Raw genomic sequence first — 23,801 nt, 5'->3', positions numbered from 1 at the left:
TGGACAATGCCGCGATCGAGAGTTTCTTCGGGACGCTAAAGTCTGAATATTTCTACCTAAACCGGTTTGACAATGTTAATCAGTTACAGGCGGGCATCCGGCACTATATCCATTACTACAACCACGAGCGTATTAAGACCAAACTAAAAGGCCTGAGTCCGGTGCAGTACCGGAATCAGGCCTTGGCCGCTTAGTTGTTCACTGTCCAAGTTTATGGGGTCAGTTCAATTTCAGCGGGCTTCGTTTTGCCATGATCAATTACGAATTAAATAGTCGAAAGCACCCAACGATGCCTTGGCACCTTCGCCCATGGCGATGATGATCTGCTTATAGGGCACGGTCGTCACATCGCCTGCGGCGAATACCCCGGGCACGGACGTCATGCCGTGAGCATCAACGATGATCTCGCCGCGTGGCGTCATCTCAATGGGTGAACCTTTCAACCACTCGGTATTAGGCACCAGTCCAATCTGAACAAAGATACCTTCCAGCGCGATAGATTTCCTCTCATCAGACGTGCGGTCTTTATAGTTCAAACCATTGACCCGGCTGCCATCGCCCGTCACTTCAGTGGTTTGTGCATTGAGAATAATATCGACGTTAGGCAGGCTCTTAAGCTTTTTTTGCAATACCGCGTCGGCGCGCATCTCGCCCATAAACTCTATCAGCGTGACATGGCCGACAATTCCCGCCAGATCAATCGCCGCTTCAACGCCGGAGTTACCGCCGCCAATTACCGCGACCCGCTTACCTTTAAACAGAGGGCCGTCACAGTGGGGGCAGTAGGCAACGCCTTTGTTGCGATACTGCTGTTCGCCGGGCACATTCATTTCGCGCCAGCGGGCACCCGTCGCCAGCACCAGGGTTTTGCTCTTAAGCGTCGCGCCGGACTCAAAAGTGACTTCGTGCAAACCACCTTCCGCCTCGGCAGCTTTAAAGGCGGTGGCAAGCTGCAAGTTCATGACATCGACTTCATACTCTTTTACGTGCTCTTCAAGCGCGCTAACCAGCTTGGGGCCTTCGGTATGGGAAACGGAGATAAAGTTTTCAATCCCCATGGTGTCCGCTACCTGGCCACCGAAGCGCTCAGCGGCAACGCCGGTATTAATACCTTTACGCGCTGAGTAAATCGCTGCTGCGGCGCCTGCCGGGCCGCCACCAATCACCAGCGTATCGAAAGCGGCTTTTTGGCTTAGCTTTTTGGCGTCGCGTTCGGCGGCGCCGGTATCCACCTTGGCCAGAATCTGCTCAAGGGTCATGCGGCCTTGATCGAACGGCTTACCGTTCAGGTAGATACTCGGCACCGACATGATTTCCCGCGACTCGACTTCATCCTGGAACAGTGCACCGTCGATTGCGACGTGGCGCACGTTCGGGTTGAAGATTGCCATCAGGTTTAGCGCTTGAACCACGTCCGGGCAGTTCTGGCATGACAGCGAGTAGTAAGTCTCGAACAGCATTTCGCCGTTAAGGTCTTTGATTTGGTCGATTAACTCATCAGAGGTTTTGGGCGGATGGCCGCCGACTTGCAGCAGCGCCAACACCAGCGATGTGAACTCGTGACCCATGGGGATACCAGCAAACACCACGCCGGTCTCTTCACCGGGTCGGTTAATCGCAAACGATGGCTTGCGGGCGTCCTGGCCGTCGCTGTGTAGCGTAATCTTATCGCTTAGGCTGCTGATGTCCTCAAGCAGGCCGAGAAGTTCTTGTGACTTGGCACCGTCATCGAGGGAGGCAACAATCTCGAACGGCTGAGTCACTTTTTCCAGATACGCTTTTAACTGGGATTTTAAATTGGCGTCCAGCATGACAGTAGCTTCCTCGCAGGTAACAGACGTATTGAACACACGCGTGTGACGGTGCTAATCATTAATATTTTAAAAACGGTTTTGAAAACTGGTTTAAAACAGAACGCCCGGGCGAAACCCGGGCGTTGAACCTGCACGCGCTTGCGCTACGCACATAAAAGCAAGCGCGTGAAAGCCGTAGGCGGCTTAGATTTTGCCGACAAGATCCAGCGAAGGTGCCAGTGTTTCTTCGCCTTCTTTCCATTTGGCCGGGCATACTTCATTCGGGTTGGCACGCACGTATTGAGCGGCTTTCACTTTACGCAGCAGTTCTTCGGCATTACGGCCAATGTTGCCAGCGTTGATTTCAACAATCTGGATTTTGCCATCGGGGTCGACAACAAAGGTGCCGCGTTCAGCAAGACCTGCATCTTCAATCAACACTTCGAAATTGCGTGAAATACGCAGTGTCGGGTCAGCGATCATCGGGTACTGCAGTTTGCCGATAGTTTCAGAACTGTCGTGCCAAGCTTTGTGAGTAAAGTGGGTATCGGTTGAAACACTGTAGATTTCAACGCCAAGCTTCTTGAACTCAGCGTAGTGATCAGCTAGATCACCAAGCTCAGTCGGGCAAACGAAAGTAAAGTCGGCCGGGTAGAAGAAGAAAATAGACCACTGGCCCTGCAGATCCGCTTCAGTCACATCGACGAACTCGCCATTCAGGTAAGCGGTGGCTTTAAACGGTTTTACTTCAGTGTTGATCAAGGACATTGAGATAGTCTCCTGGTGTGATGGGTTTAGGGTTTATAAAGTATGGCTAATACTAACGGTTAGCGACTAATGTCTAAAATTAAAAAAAACCATCCAGCCAATAGTGTTGCCCTATTGGCGGGTAAAAGAACGTTGGTATCAAAGAACATCGTTTTACACGCTACTTAATGGGGCCGTTAGGGCAAAATACAAGAATTTTTCACATTGGCTTGCGGTAGCCGTCACTGCACCGCAAAATTCGCACGGTCAGCATTATGGCCTACGCTATTGTTAGCCGCTGATGGCAAGCTTTGAAGTGCATTGGGTAAGGCGTACTTGATAAGCAATACTTGGCAAATTATTTGGCTGAATTATTTAGTGAAATAGTTGGGACACCAGTCAGGACAACAGGAGCAGTGATAATGGGGAACATCCACAAACTTTCCGCGGCCGTTGCGGCTATCTCATTCGCCGCAGCGGCTAGCGCTGCCCACGCTGAAGAGGTGCGGGTGTTTAACTGGTCAGACTACATTGCACCGGAAACGCTGGAAAAGTTCACTGAGCGTACCGGCATTGAAGTGACCTATGACGTTTATGATAGCAATGAGATTTTGGATGCCGCACTGCTTGCAGGGCGCTCCGGTTATGATGTGGTAGTACCCTCTACCTACTATTTTACTCGCCAAGTGAAAGCCGGTGTTTTCCAGCCGCTTGACCATGAGTTATTGCCCAATTTAGCCAATCTCAACCCCGAACTGATGGCCAACCTGGAAACAATCGACGCCGGTAGCGAATACTCGGTTCCTTATATGTGGGGCACCAATGGTATTGGTTATAACGTTGAGCGTGTTAAAGAAATTTTGGGTGACGACGCGCCGGTAGATAGCTGGGCACTGCTGTTCGATCCGCAAATAACCGCCGCGTTGAGCGAAGCGGGCTGTGGCCTTTCGATGCTGGATTCCGCCGATGAGATGCTTTCGCCTGCCATGGCTTATCTAGGGCTAGATCCATTGAGTGAGAATATTGACGACATAGAAGCCGCGGGTGAACTGATTGCCAAGGTTCGCGACGACATGACTTATTTCCACTCTTCGCGCTATGTGTCCGATCTCGCTAACGGCAATATCTGCGTGGCAGCAGGCTATTCTGGCGATATTTTCCAAGCCGCCGAACGTGCTGAAGAAGCTGGCAGAGACTTCTCCATTGGTTACAGCATACCTAAAGAGGGCGCAGCGCTCTGGTTCGATATGATGGCTGTGCCCGCTGACGCGCCAAATACTGACAACGCCCACGCCTTTATTAACTTTATTCTCGATCCTGAAATCGCCGCTGAAATTACCGAGTACGTGCGTTATGCCAACCCTAACGCAGCGGCCGATGAGTATCTTTCCGAAGAGATCCTCAATGACCCGGCTATCTACCCGGAAACCGAGGTCATGCAAAACCTATACGTCCAGGCCGAAAAGCCTCAAGATGTGCTGCGCGCCCGCACGCGTATATGGAATCGCGTTAAGTCGGGTCGTTAAACCGACCTTTATCTGACGGCGAGCCTGGGGTTGATACCCAGGCTCGTTGTTCGTCTTTTTAATGCCCGGCTTGCCGGGCCTTTTGATGGGAGTGGCGAATGGTCACTACGCCCCTGTCGAACGAGCCTTCATCTGCTTCACCCATCACGCCTTCTACGTCGCGGCCCCAGGGCAAAACCCCGCGGTTTGCTGAAGATGTGGTGCTGGAAGTTAAACGCTTAAGCAAGCGGTTTGATGATGCGCTGGCGGTGGATGATGTCAATTTGCAGGTTAAACGCGGGGAAATCTTCGCGCTACTGGGCGGTTCTGGGTCGGGTAAATCAACCCTATTGCGGATGCTGGCGGGCTTTGAAACCCCAACAGAAGGCCGCATTTTATTAGACGGTGAAAATATCACCGCGATGCCCCCGCACAAGCGGCCTATCAATATGATGTTCCAATCCTATGCGCTATTTCCGCATATGACCGTGGCGCAAAATATTGCCTTTGGCTTAAAGCAGGACAAGCTCCCCAAAGCGGATATCGACGCTCGTGTCGAGCAAATGCTCAAGCTGGTGCATATGCAGCGCTTTGCCAAGCGCAAGCCGCACCAGCTGTCTGGTGGCCAGCGCCAGCGGGTGGCACTGGCGCGATCACTCGCTAAGCGCCCCAAATTGCTGCTGTTAGACGAGCCCATGGGCGCGCTGGATAAAAAGCTGCGCACGGAAATGCAGCTAGAGGTGGTGGAGATCATCGAGCAGGTCGGCGTTACCTGTATTATGGTCACCCACGATCAGGAAGAGGCCATGACCATGGCCGACCGAGTGGCGATTATGGCCGATGGCTGGATCGAACAGATAGGCTCGCCCATCGATATTTATGAAAGCCCGGTGAGCCGCATGGTGGCGGAATTTGTCGGCACGGTAAATCTGTTCGAAGGGGAGATTATCGAAGACGCCGCCGACCACTGTCGCATCACCGCTCCCGCGCTTGAACGCCCCATTTATATTGATCACGGTATTACTACTCAGGCGTCGAATCGTCGGGTTTGGGTCGCGCTGCGTCCTGAAAAGATCTGGCTGACCCGAGAAAAACCCACCACAGAGTATAACTGGGCGGAAGGCAAGGTGGATGATATTGCCTACTTAGGTGGTTTCTCGCTCTATTACGTGCGCACACCGTCGGGCCAGATCATTAAGGTCAGTATGGCCAATACCGAGCGTCGCGGTGATCGTCCCACTTGGGAAGACAGTGTCTATGTCTACTGGGAAGATCACAGCACGATTGTGCTCAATCGCTGATGGCCGAGTTTCTAAAGACTGGGTTTTTAAAGGCTGAGTTTCTAAAGACTGAGTTTCTAAAGGCTGGGTTTTTAAAGACTGGTTACTTTCTAGGAGGAGACTGTCTTAAATGATGCCATCTCGTGTTTCAGCGTTGTTCAAGCGCTGGCAATTGGGGCGAAGGGCGGTGATAGCGTTTCCATTAGTGTGGTTAACGCTGTTTTTTTTGCTGCCCTTTGCACTGGTACTTAAAATCAGCCTCTCCGAGGCGGCGATTGCTATACCTCCTTATGGCCCGCTGCTTGAGTATGCCGACCAGACGCTGCATGTCTTTCTTAATTTAGGCAATTACCTTTTTCTACTCTCAGACTCGCTGTATATCGCTGCCTACTGGGGCTCGGTGAAGACGGCGTTTACCGCTACGCTGGTCTGTTTGTTGTTGGGTTACCCGATGGCCTATGCCATGGCAAGAGCACCGGCGCGCTGGCAGTTGCTGCTACTGCTGCTGGTGATGTTGCCGTCGTGGACGTCTTTTCTTATTCGAGTCTACGCTTGGATGGGAATTCTCAGTAACAGCGGCTTAATCAATAACCTCTTGCTCGGGCTAGGCCTGATCAATTCGCCGCTGCGTATGATGAATACCCAGTTCGCGGTCACCATTGGCATTGTCTACGCCTATCTGCCGTTTATGGTGTTGCCGCTATACGCCCACTTGACCCGGATGGATAACTCGCTACTTGAGGCCGCTGCAGACCTTGGCTCGCGCAAGCTCAATACGTTTATTAAAGTCACTTTGCCGCTCTCAATGGGGGGCATCGTCGCAGGTTCAATGCTGGTTTTTATCCCGGCGGTAGGGGAGTTTGTGATTCCTGAGCTGCTGGGTGGCCCTGACACGCTAATGATCGGCAAAGTGCTATGGGAGGAGTTTTTCCTCAACCGCGACTGGCCGGTGGCATCAGCGCTGGCCATGGTGATGCTGCTGCTGTTATTGGTGCCGATTGTTTGGTTCCACCGTTACCAGTCCAGGGAGCTTGAATAATGAGCATGCGACGGCCGAACTTTTCGACGGTTATGCTGGTACTTGGCCTGCTGTTTCTTTACCTGCCTATGTTTGTGCTGGTGGTGTATTCGTTTAACGCCTCGAAACTGGTCACGGTGTGGGCGGGGTTTTCTACCCAGTGGTACGGTGAGCTGTTTCGTGATCAGCAGATATTGTCGGCGGTGTGGACGAGTCTGCGCATCGCCTTTTTTGCGGCCAGTATGGCGGTTTGCTTGGGTACCGTGGCCGCCTTTGTGATGACTCGCTACGGGCATTTCCGGGGCAAAACAGCTCTCTCTAGCATGGTGACAGCGCCGCTGGTCATGCCCGAAGTCATAACGGGTCTGTCGCTACTGCTGCTATTTGTGCAGATGGCGCAAATTACCGGCTGGCCAGCTGACCGGGGCATGGCAACCATTTGGATTGCCCACACTACCTTTTGCAGTGCCTATGTGGCGGTAGTGGTGGCCGCGCGCCTGCGTGAAGTGGATCGCTCCATAGAAGAAGCAGCCATGGATCTAGGCTCTCCGCCGCTTAAAACTTTCTTTTCGATAACCCTGCCGATCATCACGCCCGCACTGGCTGCTGGCTGGCTGCTGGCGTTTACGCTCTCCCTTGACGATCTAGTGATTGCTAGCTTTGTCTCTGGCCCTGGGGCGAATACGCTGCCCATGGTAGTGTTCTCGTCGGTGCGGATGGGGGTGTCGCCGAAGATTAACGCGCTGGCTACGCTGATTATTTTGATCGTATCCCTGGCGACGTTGTTGGCGTGGTTTTTTATGCGTCGCAGCGAAACCAAGCGCAAGGCTGCCTTGCGAGACGTTTAACTCTAGACATTTAACTCAAGACGTTAAATTCAAGACGTTAAATTCAAGGCTAGAGAACGTCATCGTCCCGACCAGCAACGACGCTGTCGAGTTCGCCGGTGACGGGAGAGACAATAATTTGTAGTTGGATGGGCGCGCAGCACTGATGACAATCTTCCCAGGTGTCGTGACTACCTTGGGAAGTATCAATCAGGAAGGTTAATGGCGAATCGCAGTAAGGGCAGTAGAAGTCATAATTGACCAGAGCGTCGTCTTGCATGGTTGGCTACCTTGTATAGCGGGTGCGCTGAATTAGCTGCTTATTCGTTCAGTGTAGCAGTGTGGTCGTTGGGTAGGGCATCGTGTGGTTGAATCAGGTAGGATAGCTAGGCTCTAAATTCCTAAAGCAACGCAGTGAGAGTAGCGATGATGTTACGTAACATGGCAGTAGCGGCCCTGGTGGCCTTTCCGATGGTCGCGTTGGCTGAAACCCCTAATGTGACCCCTGGTGAGTGGGAGTTTGTCAGTAAAACCAGCATCACCGGTGAGATGGAAATTCCGGATCAAACGGAAACCGAGCGCCAGTGTATTAGTCAGGAAGAGCTTGATGATGCCGCATTCGGTTTCATCGAGGAAGAAGAAGGCTGTGAGCTGCTTGACCAGGACATGAAGGCGGATGGCCTAAGCTACAGCATGGTATGCCGCGCTGAAGGTGGCGAAGCGACTATCGATGGCGAAATGCGCTTTATGGGCGAGCGTATCGAAGGCAGCGTCGATATCCTTACCCAGTCGCCCATGGGTGAGCTAAGCATGAATACCGTGATTGAAGGCGAGTATCTTGGCGAGTGTGAGTAATCGCTGCTTGTTAGTTAACACCAGTTTTGTTGATAACTGCTCAATTAAAAAATGGTTTAGCTAACAAATGGTTTAGCTAACAAATGGCTTAGTTAACAGTTAGCCCGGTAGTTCATCAAAGGGGCGCTCCATTGGGGCGCCCCTTTGGTTTGCTGTCTTTAATTATCGGATGTTCCCCCCGGTGCGTTAGCTATTTCCTCCTCTAACTGTCGCTTCACCGCTCCAGGTGAGCCGGTGTGGCGCGCTAGCAAGTCGTATGCCACAGGCACGACAAACAGCGTAAATAGCGTTGCCGAGCCTACCCCCGCCATAATCACGGTGCCGATGACCAGGCGCGACTCAGCCCCCGGGCCGGTCGAGACAATCAATGGAATGGCGCCGGCCATGGTCGTCACGGCGGTCATTAAAATGGGCCTTAACCGCGTCACGGAGGCTTCAATTAGCGCCGTTCGAAACGCTTTACCCTCGTCGCGCAATTGGTTGGCAAATTCGACGATAAGAATGCCGTTTTTAGCGGCTAGGCCAATTAGCAGTACCAGCCCCACTTGGCTGTAGATATTCAGTGATTGACCGCTAAGCAGTAGCGCCAGTAGAGCGCCGCTCATCGCTAGCGGCACCGTGAGCATAATCACAAAGGGGTGAATCAGGCTCTCAAACTGCGCGGCTAGCACTAAAAAGACCACCAGAGCGCCAAGTATCAGCAGAAAAGCGGTGGCGCCGCTGGCCTGCTGGAAATCTCGCGAGGCGCCTGCCACATTGGTTTGCGCTTCCTCCGGCAGGAGCTCCACGGCGCTCTGCTCTAAATACGCCAAGGCTTCGCCGAGGGGATAGCCATCCGCGAGATTGGCTTCAATGGTAATCGCCCTTATACGGTCAAAACGGTTCAGGGTGCTGGCACCCGCAAAGTCGGAGAGGGTGACCAAGCTTGCCAGGGGAATCAGTTCACCTGTGCGTGCAGAGCGAACCTGTATGTTATCTAGCATTCTCGGGCTGTTTTGGCTGGCGCGATCGCCTTCCAAAATTACGTCGTACTCTTCACCGTCATCCACGTAGCGAGTGACATTACGGCCACCCAGTAGGACTTCCAACGTTCTGCCGATCTCGGTCACGGTAACGCCTAGCGAAGCCGCTCGTTCGTAGTTTATATCGACCCGCAGCTGTGGCTGGGTTTCGTTATAGTTGCTTTCCAATGCCATTAGGCGTGGGTTATTTTCGCGCACATGATCAATCAAAATGTCGCGCCACTGGGCGATTTCTTCGTAACTGCCGCCGCCCAGGACAAACTGCACCGGCTTCTCTGTACGTTGACCAAACCCTTGGCGCATCACCGGGAAAGCCTGCACACCTGGCAGGGTGCTAAGACTTTGGCGTACCTCCGCCATAATCTCCCAGGCGCTACGTCGGCTGCCCCAGTCGGCCATATTGACGATAATAAAGCCGCTATTAAAATTCTCGATGTTGCCGTAACCACGTGGGGCGCGAACGACCACGCGCTCCAACTCGCCGCTCTCTATTAGTGGGTTCATACGCGCTTCGATTTCATCCATATAATCCATCATGTAGTCGAAGGTGGCGCCTTCTGGGCCGTTGACGAGCACGATGAAGTTACCGCGATCCTCTTGGGGGGTGTATTCGTTGGGTAGCACAGTGGCGAGCCAAGCGGTAGCCGCAATCAGCAATGCAAACGTGGTCACCACCAGCCAGCGCATTTTGAGCATCCACTCTAACACCGCCTGATAACGGCGCTGGGTGCCGCTGAGAAGCCACTGCACCGCTTTGCCAATACGGCTGTCGTGCATGCCCGGCTTAAGGATTTTTGACGCCATCATCGGCGTAAGCGTCAGCGCTAGCAGGGTAGAGACCACTACCGCGGCGGCCATGGTCAGCGCGAACTCGGAAAATAGCCGACCAATATCGCCTTGCAACATACTGAGTGGCACGAAGACCGCCACCAACACCAGGGTGGTGGCGATGACGGCAAAGGCGATCTGTCGAGTACCGCGAAAGGCGGCGACTAGGGGTGTTTCGCCGTAGTCGTGCATACGCCGGTTAATGTTTTCAAGCACCACGATGGCATCATCGACAATCAGGCCGATCGCCAGCACCAGTGCTAGCAGCGTCAGTAGGTTGATCGAGAAATTCATCGCCGCCAGAGCGGTAAAGGCGCCGATAACGGCAATCGGAACGGTCACCGCAGGTACCAGGGTGGTGCGCAAATTGCCTAGAAACATAAAGATCACCAGCACGACCAGCCCCATGGCGATGAACAGCGTCATAACGACCTGCTCAATGGCACCGGAGACGAATAGTGAGGCGTCGTAGTTCAGGCTCAATGACATGCCTTCTGGCAGCGTGCCCTGCAGGCGTTCAAGCTCCCCCTGCACCGCTTCGGAAAGTTCTATCACATTGGCCGTGGACTGCATGATCATCCCCAGCCCAACCATGGGTATGCCGTTGGAGCGGAATACCGAGCGGTCCTCTACCGCGCCCACTTCGACCCTGGCCACATCAGCAAGGCGCACCAGATAGCCATTTTCGCCCTGATTGGGGGAGGCGTTGCGGGGAGAATTGAGGGCGAGGCGCTGAAAATCTTCGGCACTGGCAAAACTGCGCGGGAGGCGCACAATAAACTGACGATCTTCAGATTCAATCGAACCAGCAGGCAGTTCAACGTTCTCGGCCCGTAGCGCATCTTCAATATCGCTGACGGTGAGCCCGCGTGCGGCTAAGGCGTTCCGGTCTAGCCACACGCGCATAGCGTAGTCGCTGCCGCCGCCGACACGCACCCTTGCCACCCCAGGCTGGACGGAGAGGCTGTCGACCAGAAAACGGTTGGCGTAGTCGGTCAGCTCGGTGATCGAGTAGTCTTCGCCAGAAAGGCTGAGCCACACGACGATCTCTTCGCTGCTATCGGCTTTGGTGACCTCGGGGTTATCGGCGTCGTCGGGCAGGTTGCGCAGCGCGCCGGATATGCGGTCGCGAATATCGTTGGCGGCGGCATTAATATCCATATCAATGCTAAATTCGATTTCAATCTGAGAGCGGCCATCCTCGCTTTCCGAGGTAATCAACTCAATGCCTTCAACGCCTGCAATACGGTCTTCTAACACTTGGGTAATGCGGGTTTCGACGACACTTGCCGAGGCGCCGGGGTAGCGGGTATCGATGGTGACCACTGGAGGGTCGATGGTGGGGTACTCTTGCAGCGGCAGGCGATTGAGCGCTAGCAGGCCAAAGGCAATAATCAGGGCTGCGATCACCATCGCGAGGACGGGGCGCTGAACAGAGATATCCGATAAGCGCATTAGCGGTCGGCCTCCAGCAGCGCACGTATGCCGTTCTCGTCATCGGCAATCCCGATTAACCTCGCCTCTTGCCCATCGCGAGCAAGCTGTAGGCCGTGAAAGACAATTAAATCATCCTGGGCTAACCCTTCAAGAATTTCCACCTCGCCATTACGCCGCTCGCCAATCTTGACCTCATGTTGGGCTAGGCGCGTAGTGCCAGCTTGTTGCTCTATCAACATAACGAAATGCCGATCACCGCTAGGCTCAATGGCCGCTTCAGGGATAACAATGGTGTCGCGTACGCGCTGCTGAACGATCACCTCCATCAGCATTCCAGGGCGCAAAAGCCCATCGGCGTTATCGAGCTCCGCACGAACGCTTACGCTACGTGTTAGCGGATCTACCCGCGTGCCGATGGTAGCAATTTCACCGCTAAACAGGTCGTCAGGGTAGGCGGCAGTGGTGGCATTGAGCATTAAACCTGGCGAGAGACGGCCCAGAAATACTTCGGGTACGCTGAAATCGAGTTGCATAACATCCAACTTATCGAGCGTCACCAAGTCCATCCCTGGAGTGACCAGAGCACCGATACTGATATTACGAAAACCAACGCGGCCGCTGAAAGGCGCTTTTATGCGGTAATTGGATAGCTCAGCTTCAATTGCCTGAATATCGGCGTCCGCCTGGCGCAGCCGTGATCGACTGTCTTCTACGTCGGCTCGTGCCGCAAGGTTGCGCTCTTGCAGCTGAGAAGCGCGATTTGACGCATTGAGCCGCTCTTCGCGTAGCGCTTGGGATGCCCTTAGCTGCGCCTGCTCTTCTGCGTCTTCTAAGCGAATAAGCAGACGTCCCTCTTCGACCTGCTCCCCATCGCGGAAATTGATCTCGGCAACAATATCCGTGACGGTAGCAGATAACGTAACACTCTCATCAGCACTAAGCGTTCCCAAAGCTTCCAGTGGATCCGACCACGTGGTCATGACCACCCGCGTGCCGATGACCGACGGCGCCGTTTGGGCGATTGTCACATTGGATAGCAGCAGGGTGAGCGGCACAAGCGCGAGTCGCAGTAGACATCGTCGATGAATAGGCAAAAGCATAGTGTTCTCAACGTTAGATATTATTTATACAATTATTGTATAGGATGATTTTGTCATATAGTAATTTTTAAGCCTGACCCTGTTAGAATGCCTGCTTTTTACAGCGGGAGTCGCCCTCAATATGAGCTGTCCATTATGATCTATGACGTCGTCATCATCGGTGCTGGCGCCGCGGGCTTAATGTGCGCGGCGCAAGCGGGCTATACCGGCAAGCGGGTGTTAGTGCTTGATCATGCTAACAAAGCGGGCAAGAAGATTTTGATGTCAGGGGGCGGTCGATGCAACTTTACCCATCTTGGCACGACGCCACAGCATTTTTACTCGTCAAACCCTCACTTTTGTATATCGGCGCTCAAACGCTACCGGCCTGAGCACTTTGTCGAGCTGGTTGAGCGTCATGGTGTTGAACATGTCGAGAAAACACCGGGGCAGCTATTTTGTGCAACCTCGGCCAAAGAGATCGTCCGCACGTTGCTTACTGAATGCGAGTGGGCAGGGGCTGAAATAAAACTCAGCACACAGATTACTCGCCTGGAGCAGCAGGGCAGTGCCATGCGGCTAACCACCTCGATCGGTAACATTGATGCGGGGGTGGTGGTGGTGGCGAGTGGTGGGCTTTCTATTCCGAGTATGGGCGCGACGGGATTTGGCTACGCCATAGCACGTCAATTTGGCCTTGAGGTATTCGATACCCGCCCAGGATTGGTTCCCTTTACCTTGAGCGATACGTGGAAGGCGCGCGCAGCAGAGCTTTCAGGCGTCAGCCTGCCCGTGGCCGTAAGCGCTGGCAGTCGCCGCTTTGTGGATCCGATGCTGTTTACCCATCGCGGCTTATCAGGCCCTGCGATGCTGCAGATATCCAGCGTTTGGCAGCCTGGAGAGGCGATTAGCATAGATCTGCTGCCCGGTGAGAAGGTGGCGGAATCGCTGCGCGAAGCGCGCCAAGAAACCCCCAAACGCCAATTATCTACCTGGCTTGGCGAACGCTTCCCCAAACGATTCGCGCAGGCGCTGCTGGAGTGGTACCCCGACAGTGACCCGGCTAGACCACTGGCCCAGTATGCCAACGCAGCGCTGGATGAGTGGGCGGGAAGGCTTAACGCTTGGCAACTGAAACCAGCGGGCACCGAAGGCTGGCGAACCGCAGAGGTGACCATGGGTGGGGTCAATACCGAAGCGCTATCGTCCAAGACTTTTGAAGTTAAAGGCCTGCCGCAACTACGTTTTATCGGAGAGGTATTGGATGTGACAGGTGAGCTAGGCGGGTATAACTTCCAGTGGGCGTGGGCGAGTGGGGTCGCCTGCGGGCAGTCCTGTTAGGCTAGGAAGTACATTTCACATACATCCTAGCCTCGTACAAAAAACAGTGCAAAAAAGCCCAGTGCAAAAAAACTCAGCGCAAAAAGCTTTAACCTAATTAGCTACAATCTAAGTAGCCACTTTGGCTAATAACTTAAGCTTTTTAAATAGCATATAGCCCGCAAGCGCTTTTCTACCTGCTGCCATGGCGCCACTTGGGTGGCGTGCTAGCTTATAAGCAGCAAAGCCGCCGACGGCGTAGAGCGGCAATTTGAAGCTTTGCCAGCTTTGGTCTAGCGGCGAGGCTGCCTGCTGCAAATATTCGCTATCCACCAAAATATCTACACGCTGCTGCTCTAATTCTGCTAGCAGCAGCGCTTTTCGCTCAGCGCGACTCAAAGGTTTTGCTGGCGGTTTAGCGGTGTCTGCGGATGGTTTCATCACTTGGCTCCTCAAGCAGTGCTCGATCAGCGGCAAGCTGTTTGAGTGTTTCTTTTAAAAGCGAGTGACGCTTTGACTGGCGAATCGCGATAACCGCGAGTAGCAAACTGGCGCCTATCAACACACCAGCACTGATTGCAATGGCGGTTAAGCGATAGGTATCCCAGAAGAGAACCACTACCAATGCCGTCAGCGTGGCAATACCTAACAAGAGCAGCAGTAAACTTGCTCCTGCTAGAAGCAGTAGAACCAGTAAGCGAGCACGCTCTTCTTCTAACTCAAACACCGCCAAACGCAGGCGGGTTTCGCTATTAGCAATCAGCGATTTCAGTAGGCGTTTGGCGGCAGAGAAGACGCGTTGGGTTGGACCCAAAGCCATTAGCGACGACCGAGCAGCATACCCACAACCATACCAGCTGCGGCACCGATGCCAATGCTCGTCCAGGGGTTTTCATGCACGTAGCGATCGCACGCATCGGCTTGGTTGGTCAACGTATCGCGGGTTTCGTCATAAATACGCTCACCGCGAGCTTCAAGACGTGCACGAGTGTCTTTCAGGCGGCGCTCGGCACGTGAACGTAGATCGTTCATCTCTCCGCTGGCGTCTTTAGCGGTCGCATTGACCAGCTCTTCAACGGTTTCACTCAAGTGGCGCAGATCATCTTTGAGTTGATCGGCTTGAGTAGAGTAAGTGGGTTGACGTTTAGCCATGGAGTCTTCCTTTGACGAGTGAATGATAGGCTGTGGCCTGATACACGTATAAGCATAGCAGCCACTGATTAACAGACAAGCGAATGCGCCTATCGGTTCAGCCCTGTAGCACTAAATAAGGGATTTAAACTAAACCCAAGGCTTAAGCGGTGCACGCGATGATCATAATCGATCATGCTTTCACCATATCCGTAGTAGTACTGGACATGCGCCCGCAAGCTGTTGAAAGCTGGCCAGCTGTAATCAATCTGGGTGCCTATATTGCCGGCACTGGGGTTGCCGCGTAATTGACCACTTACCTCATGATTATTATTGAGGCGTTTGGCAAGGCGAATATCGCCGTATCCCATGTAGCGTTCGATATCCGGGTTGTCGTCATTTCCTGTGGATTCTGGTATACGCCAATGCGGTGCCAGGGTAAATGCCCAGTCCCCGCGTTGAAAAATACTTTCAAGATAAACCCGGTTCCAGCTACGTGAGAGAGGATCTGAGCGACCATTAGACTGGTGATTAAGGGATATTCGATTGCGAGTATTCACCCAGCCGAGCGCCTCCCAGGCATTATCAAAGTCAATAAATACTTCAGGCTCGTAGTTGGTTTCCCGAAAGGGGGACGAGGCGTCGGTGTTATACGCCTGCCACCAACTGCGCTGGGTGTAGCCAAAGTAGACATCGCCGTAGTTACCGAATACCTGCTCAGCGAGATTAACTTTGGCGCTGAACTGGAATTTCAACTCGACGCTATCTGCAGGGGTGCCGTTAGCCACAGTGCGAAAGCTTTCACGGTTTTTGTTGGCATTATAACTAACTGGAAACAGGTAGTTGGTGCGGTGGGTTGTGATTGAAAACGGGTTTCGGCTTGATTCCTGTTCAAGCTCACGGCGCTCGCTTAAATCTTCCCGTGCAACTTCTTCCGGCAACTGTTCAAGCGGTAAGCCCTGCGCGGCATCTTCGGGGCTCTCAATCTGCTGTAACTGTTGATGCAGATCGTACAGTTCGGCGTTGAGGGCACGGATACGTGCCTCAATCTCTTGTTGAGACTCGGCGATGGCACTCGCACTAAAAGTAGCAAGACTCAGCAGGACAAGAAGTTTCGTCAACGGCAGTTTTCGGGGGACCATCAAGATGACTCGCAAAATGAATGAATAGGCAAATGCCAAGCTTGTTTCTATCACGCCGACTGTGGAAGTCAACAGCTCTGATTGCGCTGACTATCAGAACGCCTGACAATAACCTCATTCTCCGTCTCTGCGGAGCATTTGATGTCAGCGAGGCCCTAAGTAACGTGTTGATACGTAACGTGGTGAGATGCGCCTGTAAGTGGAGTATAACCTGTTTGTTGCTGTTGCTCATGATTAGCAGCGGCGGCGCATTTAATTCAGCCAACGCTGCACTTCAGGCCAGTATGCTTGAGCGGGTGCCTGAACAGGCTGAACTGGCATCAAGGCTTGCTCAGTTAGAAGCGCTTGAGGGAACCTTGACCGCTCAGCAGGTAAGCGATAAAGAGGCTCTGGAAGCGGCGCTTGAGGCCTATGAACGGCTTGCCTCTATCGATGAGCGCCTTGCTGCGTTAGACACCCGTGTAGAACAAGCCCCTGAAATGCTAGCACGCCTGCAGCGTGAGTTGAGTGAAGCTGAAGAAGCCTCGCAGCAGCTAAGCGTTGACGACTTGAGCGATCGCCCCCTCGACGAGTTGGAAACCTTGCAAACCAACGCCGTGGTCGAGCTACAGCAATTGCAAAGCCAACTGGCGGAAGTGAACTCGCAGCTGCTGGCCGCCCAAACACTGCCTGAACGTGCCCAACAATCCATCGCAGAAACCCTTCAGCGCACGGAGAGTTTACGTCGACAGCACGATGAGCGAGAGGCACTGCTGGCGGATCGGCAACTCTCTGCACTGAGCGATGCTCGGCTTATTCAGCTGCGTCTGGAACGGGCACTTGCCGAACGCGAAATCAGTTTTTATCAGCGCGAGCTAAGCGCTAATAGCCGCCTGCGTGAATTAGCGCAAGAGCGCCGTGATGTGCTGATGGTGCAGATCGATTATCAAGAGCAGCAGCTAACGATGTTGCAAGGGGTGATTGATCGGCAGCGTCGGTTGGCCTCTGAGCAAGCCATTGCCGATGCTGCCAGGGATAACCCATTAATCGCTGCGGGCCATCCGGTGGTGGTGCAAGCACAGCAAACCAACCAGACACTGAGCCTGGAGCTATTGCGGGCAACTGACCGCGCTAACAGTATTGTGCGCGAAAATATTGAAGCCCAGCGTCAGTTGGAGAATGTGCGCCAGCTACAGCGTAGTCTTAATGAGCAAATTGAGGCTATCCGCGGCAGCCAACTGCTGTCGCGTATTTTGCGTGAACAGCGCAAGTCACTGCCACCTTTGTCGGCACCACGAGATTTGCAGGACGAAATCGCCGACCTGCGTTTAAAACAGTTTGATTTAGTTCGCCAGCGCGACCAGCTACGCCAAAGCGAACAGTATGCCACTACGCGTTTGGCGGAGGCGGGCATAGAGGCGACGCCGGGGCTGGTCGATTCACTTTCACAGCTTTATCAATCACGCCGTGAGCTGGTCGAGCAACTAGAACAGTCTTACGGCAGCTTATTAAGCGCGGCGATTGAGTTGCAGCTCAACCAGCAGCAGCTCATAACGACGACCAGCGAGTTGCGCAAAACCATTGATGAGCAGTTGTTTTGGGTAGCCAATAGCCGCCCATTGGATCTCAATTGGGTGCGCCAATTGCCCCGCAATCTGCAGCTAGAGTGGCAAGAAGGTGAGTGGCGCGCGATTTTACCGACTCATTGGCAAGGGTTTTCATGGCAAGTGCTCAGAGGAGCACCGCTGGTGATGTTAAGCCTAGTATTAATTGTCTTGCGTCGGCGAATTAAGGCCCGCTTGGCCAAGCTGCATTCGCAAATTGGTCGATTGAAAAGCGATACCCAGCTGCATACCCCTAAGGCGGTGCTGCTCAACGCGCTGCTGGCGCTTCCAGGGCCGCTGGCATTAGCAGGTGTTGGCGTTTGCTTGCTTGGGGCGGCGGGGTCGTTGGCAAATAGTGTTGCCCCGGCGCTGCTTCAATTAGCGCTTAGCTGGGCAGCTGTCGCCTGGCTGCGTAGGTTGTTGGTCGCCGATGGCGTGGCTGAACGCCACTTTACCTGGTCGACGCACTACAATGCCCGGTTGCGTCAGCTGTTAGGCGGGTTGGGCATCGCCCTAATGCCGGTGATTGCTATTGCGGCGATGTCTGGAGAGATGGATACACCGCTGGCCTTGCGTCCTGTTGCCTTGGGGTTGTTGTCGTGTGGTTTGATGGCGATGAGCTGGTGGTTGGCACAGTTGATATTGGCGCATATCCCCATTTTTGGCGTGCGCCTGTTTCGCTTACTGTTGGGGCTAGCAATGGCGTTGGTGCCAATGATGCTGCTGGGGTTGGTCGTCTGGGGCTATGAATACACCGCGTTACGCTTGGTGGGGCGGTTTGCGATTACCCTGTACTTGCTGGGTCTATGGGTCGTGGTAGAGGCCACATTGGTGAGAAGTCTCGCGGTAGCCGCACGACGACTCGCTTATCGCCGCGCGCTGGCGCGCCGTCGCGCTCAGGTGCAAGAGGGTGCGGAGGGTGGGCTCGAAGTAGTAGAAGAGCCCCCACTTGATATGGAGCAGATCAACAGCCAGTCGCTGCGTCTTTCTAAACTGATTGTGTTGATTGGCTTTAGCGCGCTGCTCTACTTGGTGTGGGCGGATCTGATTTCGGTGCTTGGCTATTTGGACAACGTATCGTTATGGGAGTCCCAGAGTGGGGAGCTGGTCGATAATGCGCTAACAATATCAGACACCTTTGCGGCCCTGCTGATTGTTGCTATTACGTTTATTATGGCGGGCAATTTACCCGGCCTACTGGAAGTGATGGTGCTATCCAGGCTGTCATTGAAACAGGGTAGTGCCTATGCCATTAGCTCATTGCTCTCCTATATTATTGTGGGCACGGGGATTGTCATGGGGCTGTCGACCCTTGGTGTTTCCTGGGACAAATTGCAGTGGCTAGTGGCTGCTCTGAGTGTGGGGTTGGGGTTTGGATTGCAGGAGATTTTTGCCAACTTTATATCGGGCTTGATCATTCTGTTTGAACGCCCGATTCGGATTGGCGATACCATCACGATTGGCAATTTGCACGGCACCGTCAGCCGTATCCGTATCCGCGCGACTACCGTCACTGATTTTGACCGCAAAGAGATTATTATCCCCAACAAAACCTTTGTGACCGACCAACTAATAAACTGGTCATTGTCGGATAATATCACCCGTGTCGTGCTCACCTACGGCGTGGCACACGGCTCTGATATGGCCAAGGTGCACCAACTATTGCGTAAGGTGGCGGATGAAAACCCGCGCGTGCTAACCGATCCTGAGCCCCAAGTTTTCTGTTTAAGCTATGGGCAGCACAGCCTAAACTTTGAGCTGCGTATTTTCGTCAACGATCTACTAGATCGACTGTTTGCCGCCGATGAAATTAACTGCCGAGTGGATGCACTGTTTCGCGAAGCGGGCGTACGCGTGGCGTTTGAGCAGATGGATGTGTGGTTGCACCCTGATCAGGGCGAAGCGATAAAAGTGCAATCCGCTAATCAATTGACGCCCCCCACATCATCGACTTAGTCCTTTTTTTAGGCCTCTTTTATGGCGTGCAGGAGAAACTCGCGGTTGCCATCGCTGCCTGTAATCGGGCTCTCCTGCCAGTGGCGGATGGTTAGCCCGCAGGCGCTGCAGGCGCTGCGAATATTGGCTTCCACTGCTGAAAAGTGCTTAGTGTCACGTACCACACCGCGTTTATTAAGGGCGTCGGGGGATAGCTCAAACTGCGGTTTAACTAGCGAAATCAACTCTCCCCCCAGGGGTAGTAGAGCAGCAATTTCGGGCAGAATCAGCGTTTGAGATATAAATGAAACATCCATAATGGCGCTATTAATGGGTTGAACGGAGAGCACGCGGGTGAGAACCTCGCTGCTACTCATTGAGCGCGCATTTAACCCTTCCAGGCAGGTGACGCGCGGGTCGTCGCGCAGCTCAGATGCAAGTTGCCCATGGCCAACTTCTACACCAATAACATGGCGAGCGCCAAACCGCAGCGCGCAGTCGCTAAAGCCGCCGGTTGATTGACCAATATCGAGCACGACGCAGCCGTCAAATCGCAGTTCAAGCGTTGTGAGCACCGCCTCCAACTTCAACCCTGCCCGGGACACATAACGCTCTTCGGGATCGTCTTCTACTGCAAAACGGGTATCTTCTGGCCATTTCTCGGACGCTTTGATTAACGGCTTGCCGTTTTCGGCAAGCCGTATTCGCCCGTGACGAATAAGTCTCTGGGCGCGGGTACGCGAGTTGGCCAGCCCCAGGCTGACCAACAGTTGATCGAGTCGCATCATAGTGGTTGGAAGTGTCGTGGTTGAAAATATCGTAGTTGAAAGGGCCGCTAAGCGTGTCTGTTGTTACCCTTCGTCTGGGGGCGTATCGGGCAGTGATGAATCGGGCAACGATGAATTGGAGCCTTGATCCGCCTGCAGTTCAGTAGGTGGTAGGCGTGAGGCCCCCCAGCTACGGTGCAGGTAGTGTTTAACATTTTCCACCTCTTCGCTGGTGACGTCGGCTATGTCGACGCGCTCAAGAGGATCGTAGTGATAAATGTACAGCCGCGATGCAAAGCGATCGAAAGGCAGCGAGGCCTCGCCAAAGCGTTCACCATTGCCCGATGTGCTGACAATCACGTCATCGCCCCAATCCTGTCCACTGTCATTGTTAGGGTTATAGAAATACACCCGCATAACATCAGTTGGATCGAGGGATGCCCGCAAAATGGTAATCGCGTGCCAACCGATAAAGCGCGCGGCGCTGTCGGTGACCGCAATGCCCGCCGGTTGAGGATGAATCAGCGGCTGATTGCCATTGTAGTAGGGGTGATAGTAGGCGAAAAAGTGGCGTATAAAATTATCCACATCGCTTAGTTGGCCAGTGGCCACGTCGACGTTAATGCGAAAACCGCGACCTGACCACCAGCCGTGAAATTCGGGGTTCACCCAGCGGTGGGGGTCACCTTCGCGGCCAATGCAGCGTCGACCCATTTCGGCATAAATGCGATCCAGGTGCGGCACGACAATTAGCGAAACCGGGTCGAGATCGATGGGCAACTGCGTCGCCACGCCTGATAGGCTCGCCATAGACGAGATGGCCTGGCCTTCAAAATGCATAATGATTTCGTCGTCGCGGGCTGCCCACGCCACCATCTGCAGCAGATAGTCTGGGTCGTTGTAGGCCCACATGGATAGCGCTCGGGCCGATTGGCAGGTGGGGTTGTTACCCTGGCCAACGCCAAGCGGTAATCCCAGCATGCAGAGCACACCTTCAATTAGCCGTGCGCGAGGGGAGGCGATGTCCCCGTACGCCATAATAAGCCGCGACTGCGCCCACTCCGAGATCGGCAGATTAAGCTGACGCCACATCGCGGGGGCTACCGGCGGCTGATAGAGAATGCCGCGCTCCAGCATCAGCGCCAGGCCATACACTGCTTGCGCAGTGGCGGGATAAACGCCGCCACGAATAAGCGCTTGAACCAACTCGCGATAGCAGAGTAGACAGTCACGGCCGGTAGATGAAAGACCCAGCGCCTCGGAGAGTAAGTGGTCACCCTCTTCGAGTAGGTGACGTAACAGCACAGCGTGATACGGCGATACCAGACCGGTATCGTGCATCGCCCGGGCGAAGCCGGTGGATTCAGCCTGCAGAGCAGCCTGATCCATATGCTCTAACCGATCACGATAAATATCGACGCCGGGGTCTTCGCGACAGGCTTGAGTGGGCCCGTAAAGCGAGCTGACAAGACGGTCAGCGCCCTGGCCGCTCGCGCCAAGATCAATCGTCGGGTTAGCCTGACACAGCGCAATTTGGGTGATCATCTGTTTGATCGAATCGACCTGAATAGGGCGCTGTTTCAAAATGCGCCAAATCTCATCAATGAGTTGATCAACAATATGTTCGTAGCCAATGCGATCGGCTAAATGTTGGAAGAGATGGCGAGGAATGGTCGCCAGTCGCCCTTGGGTTTCCCGCTCGGCTTCGCTGGGCGGCAAAAACAGCAGCCATAAATTAATCGCCATTACCTGGGTGAGGTAGTGGTGTGAGTGCTCTGCGGAAACCAGCGAGTGCTTAAAATTGCCTTTAGCAACGGCTAGGAGTCGAAGCTCGCTTAATGCCTCAATGACGACCACATTGGCATCCGCGCTTTTCAACGCGAAGGTTGTTAGGGTCGGCACCAAAAATTGCGGTGTTTCCCAATCGGAGCCCAAAAAAACACCAGCTTCCTCAAACGCTTGGGCGCGGGACTCCAGTGCTTCACAGCCGCCATCCTGAAGCAGTACGCGTCGTGCGGTATCCATCACTCGCGGCAGCTTGGCGGGCTTCGAGAAGGCTGGCGCCTGCGTAAGCAGGCGCACGGCATCATCAAAGTTGCTCAACAGTACATTGAGCTTGCTATCTTCTTGAGAAGACGTTGCTTGATCTGTCTCCACGGTGACTCCTTATCCCAGCATCAGCGGGGATTATACATAGAAGTCGAGATCTTCTTGGCGTTTTAGCAGATCGCGAATCGTATGCGCATCCTGGCCTTTAAAGTAGATCAGACCCCAATGGGTACCAAACGCGGTGCGTTTAGTAACGGTTTCTTCTACTGGTGAGGTTAGCTCATGAGACTCAAAATAGGCATGATCTTCGGTCTCTTCGGGAATTTCCAAGCGGCTGACCACACGACGGCGGGGGTAAACGCCAAAGCAACCGGCAAAGCCATCGGCATCATCCACTTCTTTCGGGAAGAATTTAGCCACTTCTTCTTGCGTGGTTTTCGGGTCGAACACTAACATTGACGCTTGATAAGCATTAAAACCGTAAACACGCTCAAGCAGTTCAAATACTTTGAAGCCGGGCGGGCGATAAGCTACTTCGCCAAAGTACATCTCACCATCGCTGGTGACAAAGTATTCTGGGTGGATCAAGCCAAACTCAATATCAAACGCTTTAATCAGTTTCTCGATTTGCTGAGTGATCTGTTCGCGGTAAATCTCAAGTTCAGGTGAGGCGGGCACAAACACCGAATAACCCAGTGTGACGTATTCGGAGATGTTTAAAAAGGCAACTTTGCCATCGTGAATCCACGCTTCAACAGCAAATTCCCAGCCATCCAGATGCGACTCCATCAACACCGGGAACTCTTCCTCCGGGATGGTATCGACTTCATCTGGGGTACGGATAACACGGTGGCCAAGGCAGCCCGCTTTATCAAACGCTTTCAGGTGAATCGGGTCGTTGGGGTCGCCGTCCAGCTTAAGCAGCGTCTGGTTAACGCGCTTCAGAAAGCGCACGACATCTTCTTTATCGTGGGCTTCTTCAAAAATGCCTACGCGGATGCCGCCTAGTTGGGCACGACGCTTCATTAGCGCCTTGTCGCGCAATAACAGCGACTGGCCGTAAATGCGCGGGTTATCCAGTAGTACAGAGTTGATGGCCCCGGCCCACTCAACGGTCTCTTCGTAGAGCGGAATGGCGACATCAACGCCTTTCTCTTTGAGTGTCTCGGCAATTTCCATCGAGCGGTCATTGAGTCGCTCGAAATTCCAAGGCACGTAGGGAATGTCATGTTTTTGGCAATACTCTTCCGCCCAATCAGGTGCAACGACAATGTAGCGACGGTCAAAATTTTCGGCCGCTTCAATCGCATTGAGACTCCAGCCTAGCAGGGCAATATAGCCCTTATTGGGATCTTTCTGCATGTTGATGACTCCTACTTGGTGAAAAAGCACTATTGCCAAACTTCGCTGACTACCATACACGAGGGGGACATGCCCGGCTAATAAGCGCATTATCCGCCGCCTTAACGCTAAGCCTTCTAAG

Annotated in this window: 20 protein-coding genes; 8 read left to right on the top strand and 12 right to left on the bottom strand. The window is 53.7% G+C overall.

Annotated features, from left to right (window positions below):
* Positions 1 to 194: IS3 family transposase (locus J7J49_RS21835; protein ID WP_215095645.1), on the top strand; the 194-nt coding region annotated here is incomplete at its 5' end.
* Between the two features lie 60 nt (positions 195 to 254).
* Here J7J49_RS21835 and ahpF read toward each other — a convergent pair.
* Both ahpF and ahpC read right to left on the bottom strand, forming a co-directional pair.
* Complete coding sequence (gene ahpF, locus J7J49_RS21830) at positions 255 to 1,811, bottom strand: alkyl hydroperoxide reductase subunit F (protein ID WP_215095643.1); 1,557 nt, start codon at positions 1,809 to 1,811, stop codon at positions 255 to 257.
* Between the two features lie 186 nt (positions 1,812 to 1,997).
* On the bottom strand, positions 1,998 to 2,561 hold the full coding sequence (gene ahpC / locus J7J49_RS21825) for an alkyl hydroperoxide reductase subunit C (RefSeq protein WP_064233589.1): 564 nt from the start codon (positions 2,559 to 2,561) through the stop codon (positions 1,998 to 2,000).
* Between the two features lie 401 nt (positions 2,562 to 2,962).
* On the opposite strand from ahpC, the gene J7J49_RS21820 reads away from it, so the two are divergent.
* From J7J49_RS21820 to J7J49_RS21805, 4 genes are all read left to right on the top strand, one after another.
* Entirely contained in the window at positions 2,963 to 4,066 is a 1,104-nt protein-coding gene (locus J7J49_RS21820) for a polyamine ABC transporter substrate-binding protein (protein ID WP_064233590.1), read from the top strand.
* A gap of 98 nt (positions 4,067 to 4,164) precedes the next feature.
* Positions 4,165 to 5,346 (top strand): polyamine ABC transporter ATP-binding protein, encoded by a 1,182-nt coding sequence (gene potA / locus J7J49_RS21815; protein WP_215095641.1) that lies wholly within the window; start codon positions 4,165 to 4,167, stop codon positions 5,344 to 5,346.
* 109 nt (positions 5,347 to 5,455) lie between these two features.
* On the top strand, positions 5,456 to 6,364 hold the full coding sequence (locus tag J7J49_RS21810; RefSeq protein WP_064233592.1) for an ABC transporter permease subunit: 909 nt from the start codon (positions 5,456 to 5,458) through the stop codon (positions 6,362 to 6,364).
* Positions 6,364 to 7,191 carry an ABC transporter permease subunit gene (locus J7J49_RS21805; protein ID WP_121499359.1) on the top strand — a complete coding sequence of 276 codons (828 nt, stop codon included), beginning with the start codon at positions 6,364 to 6,366 and terminating at the stop codon, positions 7,189 to 7,191. The genes J7J49_RS21810 and J7J49_RS21805 overlap by 1 nt, the downstream gene beginning before the upstream one ends.
* Positions 7,192 to 7,240: 49 nt before the next feature.
* Here J7J49_RS21805 and J7J49_RS21800 read toward each other — a convergent pair whose 3' ends face one another.
* Entirely contained in the window at positions 7,241 to 7,450 is a 210-nt protein-coding gene (locus J7J49_RS21800) for a zinc ribbon domain-containing protein (RefSeq protein ID WP_064233594.1), read from the bottom strand.
* A 146-nt stretch (positions 7,451 to 7,596) separates the two neighbouring features.
* On the opposite strand from J7J49_RS21800, the gene J7J49_RS21795 reads away from it, so the two are divergent.
* Complete coding sequence (locus J7J49_RS21795; protein WP_215095639.1) at positions 7,597 to 8,025, top strand: DUF3617 domain-containing protein; 429 nt, start codon at positions 7,597 to 7,599, stop codon at positions 8,023 to 8,025.
* A gap of 158 nt (positions 8,026 to 8,183) precedes the next feature.
* On the opposite strand, the gene J7J49_RS21790 is transcribed toward J7J49_RS21795, so the two are convergent.
* Both J7J49_RS21790 and J7J49_RS21785 read right to left on the bottom strand, forming a co-directional pair.
* On the bottom strand, positions 8,184 to 11,330 hold the full coding sequence (locus tag J7J49_RS21790) for an efflux RND transporter permease subunit (protein WP_215095637.1): 3,147 nt from the start codon (positions 11,328 to 11,330) through the stop codon (positions 8,184 to 8,186).
* Entirely contained in the window at positions 11,330 to 12,412 is a 1,083-nt protein-coding gene (locus J7J49_RS21785; RefSeq protein WP_215095635.1) for an efflux RND transporter periplasmic adaptor subunit, read from the bottom strand. Before J7J49_RS21785 ends, J7J49_RS21790 begins: the two co-directional genes overlap by 1 nt.
* Positions 12,413 to 12,547: 135 nt before the next feature.
* Here J7J49_RS21785 and J7J49_RS21780 point away from each other — a divergent pair, with 135 nt between their 5' ends.
* Positions 12,548 to 13,732 carry a BaiN/RdsA family NAD(P)/FAD-dependent oxidoreductase gene (locus J7J49_RS21780; protein WP_215095633.1) on the top strand — a complete coding sequence of 395 codons (1,185 nt, stop codon included), beginning with the start codon at positions 12,548 to 12,550 and terminating at the stop codon, positions 13,730 to 13,732.
* Between the two features lie 108 nt (positions 13,733 to 13,840).
* Here the strand turns inward: J7J49_RS21780 and J7J49_RS21775 are convergent, their stop codons facing one another.
* The 4 genes from J7J49_RS21775 to J7J49_RS21760 form a co-directional block, all read right to left on the bottom strand.
* Positions 13,841 to 14,152: a YqjK family protein gene (locus J7J49_RS21775; protein ID WP_064233599.1), complete on the bottom strand. Its 312-nt coding sequence runs from the start codon at positions 14,150 to 14,152 to the stop codon at positions 13,841 to 13,843.
* Positions 14,127 to 14,531: a phage holin family protein gene (locus J7J49_RS21770; RefSeq protein ID WP_035583981.1), complete on the bottom strand. Its 405-nt coding sequence runs from the start codon at positions 14,529 to 14,531 to the stop codon at positions 14,127 to 14,129. Before J7J49_RS21770 ends, J7J49_RS21775 begins: the two co-directional genes overlap by 26 nt.
* Positions 14,531 to 14,863: an ElaB/YgaM/YqjD family protein gene (locus J7J49_RS21765; RefSeq protein ID WP_064233600.1), complete on the bottom strand. Its 333-nt coding sequence runs from the start codon at positions 14,861 to 14,863 to the stop codon at positions 14,531 to 14,533. The genes J7J49_RS21770 and J7J49_RS21765 overlap by 1 nt, the downstream gene beginning before the upstream one ends.
* Positions 14,864 to 14,952: 89 nt before the next feature.
* Entirely contained in the window at positions 14,953 to 15,984 is a 1,032-nt protein-coding gene (locus J7J49_RS21760; protein ID WP_064233601.1) for a phospholipase A, read from the bottom strand.
* A gap of 230 nt (positions 15,985 to 16,214) precedes the next feature.
* Here J7J49_RS21760 and mscK point away from each other — a divergent pair, with 230 nt between their 5' ends.
* Positions 16,215 to 19,523 (top strand): mechanosensitive channel MscK, encoded by a 3,309-nt coding sequence (mscK, locus tag J7J49_RS21755; protein ID WP_215095655.1) that lies wholly within the window; start codon positions 16,215 to 16,217, stop codon positions 19,521 to 19,523.
* 8 nt (positions 19,524 to 19,531) lie between these two features.
* Here mscK and J7J49_RS21750 read toward each other — a convergent pair whose 3' ends face one another.
* From J7J49_RS21750 to J7J49_RS21740, 3 genes are all read right to left on the bottom strand, one after another.
* Entirely contained in the window at positions 19,532 to 20,290 is a 759-nt protein-coding gene (locus tag J7J49_RS21750) for a TlyA family RNA methyltransferase (RefSeq protein ID WP_215095631.1), read from the bottom strand.
* 63 nt (positions 20,291 to 20,353) lie between these two features.
* On the bottom strand, positions 20,354 to 22,426 hold the full coding sequence (locus J7J49_RS21745; RefSeq protein WP_215095629.1) for a hypothetical protein: 2,073 nt from the start codon (positions 22,424 to 22,426) through the stop codon (positions 20,354 to 20,356).
* A gap of 30 nt (positions 22,427 to 22,456) precedes the next feature.
* Entirely contained in the window at positions 22,457 to 23,680 is a 1,224-nt protein-coding gene (locus J7J49_RS21740; protein WP_215095628.1) for an ATP-grasp domain-containing protein, read from the bottom strand.
* Positions 23,681 to 23,801: the final 121 nt, after the last annotated feature.

It is taken from the genome of Halomonas sp. ISL-56, assembly GCF_018612805.1.
GTDB lineage: Bacteria > Pseudomonadota > Gammaproteobacteria > Pseudomonadales > Halomonadaceae > Vreelandella.
This window is presented reverse-complemented; position numbering and strand designations above follow the sequence as displayed.

Bases quoted from the DNA above. Each gene is read 5' to 3' on its own strand.
- ahpC (WP_064233589.1), bottom strand. From the start codon at position 2,561: ATGTCCTTGATCAACACTGAAGTAAAACCGTTTAAAGCCACCGCTTAC.
- J7J49_RS21800 (WP_064233594.1), bottom strand. From the start codon at position 7,450: ATGCAAGACGACGCTCTGGTCAATTATGACTTCTACTGCCCTTACTGC.
- J7J49_RS21780 (WP_215095633.1), top strand. From the start codon at position 12,548: ATGATCTATGACGTCGTCATCATCGGTGCTGGCGCCGCGGGCTTAATG.
- J7J49_RS21775 (WP_064233599.1), bottom strand. From the start codon at position 14,152: ATGAAACCATCCGCAGACACCGCTAAACCGCCAGCAAAACCTTTGAGT.
- J7J49_RS21795 (WP_215095639.1), top strand. From the start codon at position 7,597: ATGATGTTACGTAACATGGCAGTAGCGGCCCTGGTGGCCTTTCCGATG.
- J7J49_RS21740 (WP_215095628.1), bottom strand. From the start codon at position 23,680: ATGCAGAAAGATCCCAATAAGGGCTATATTGCCCTGCTAGGCTGGAGT.
- ahpF (WP_215095643.1), bottom strand. From the start codon at position 1,811: ATGCTGGACGCCAATTTAAAATCCCAGTTAAAAGCGTATCTGGAAAAA.
- J7J49_RS21790 (WP_215095637.1), bottom strand. From the start codon at position 11,330: ATGCGCTTATCGGATATCTCTGTTCAGCGCCCCGTCCTCGCGATGGTG.
- potA (WP_215095641.1), top strand. From the start codon at position 4,165: ATGGTCACTACGCCCCTGTCGAACGAGCCTTCATCTGCTTCACCCATC.
- J7J49_RS21805 (WP_121499359.1), top strand. From the start codon at position 6,364: ATGAGCATGCGACGGCCGAACTTTTCGACGGTTATGCTGGTACTTGGC.
- J7J49_RS21760 (WP_064233601.1), bottom strand. From the start codon at position 15,984: ATGGTCCCCCGAAAACTGCCGTTGACGAAACTTCTTGTCCTGCTGAGT.
- J7J49_RS21820 (WP_064233590.1), top strand. From the start codon at position 2,963: ATGGGGAACATCCACAAACTTTCCGCGGCCGTTGCGGCTATCTCATTC.
- J7J49_RS21810 (WP_064233592.1), top strand. From the start codon at position 5,456: ATGATGCCATCTCGTGTTTCAGCGTTGTTCAAGCGCTGGCAATTGGGG.
- J7J49_RS21750 (WP_215095631.1), bottom strand. From the start codon at position 20,290: ATGATGCGACTCGATCAACTGTTGGTCAGCCTGGGGCTGGCCAACTCG.
- J7J49_RS21785 (WP_215095635.1), bottom strand. From the start codon at position 12,412: ATGCTTTTGCCTATTCATCGACGATGTCTACTGCGACTCGCGCTTGTG.
- J7J49_RS21765 (WP_064233600.1), bottom strand. From the start codon at position 14,863: ATGGCTAAACGTCAACCCACTTACTCTACTCAAGCCGATCAACTCAAA.
- mscK (WP_215095655.1), top strand. From the start codon at position 16,215: ATGATTAGCAGCGGCGGCGCATTTAATTCAGCCAACGCTGCACTTCAG.
- J7J49_RS21770 (WP_035583981.1), bottom strand. From the start codon at position 14,531: ATGGCTTTGGGTCCAACCCAACGCGTCTTCTCTGCCGCCAAACGCCTA.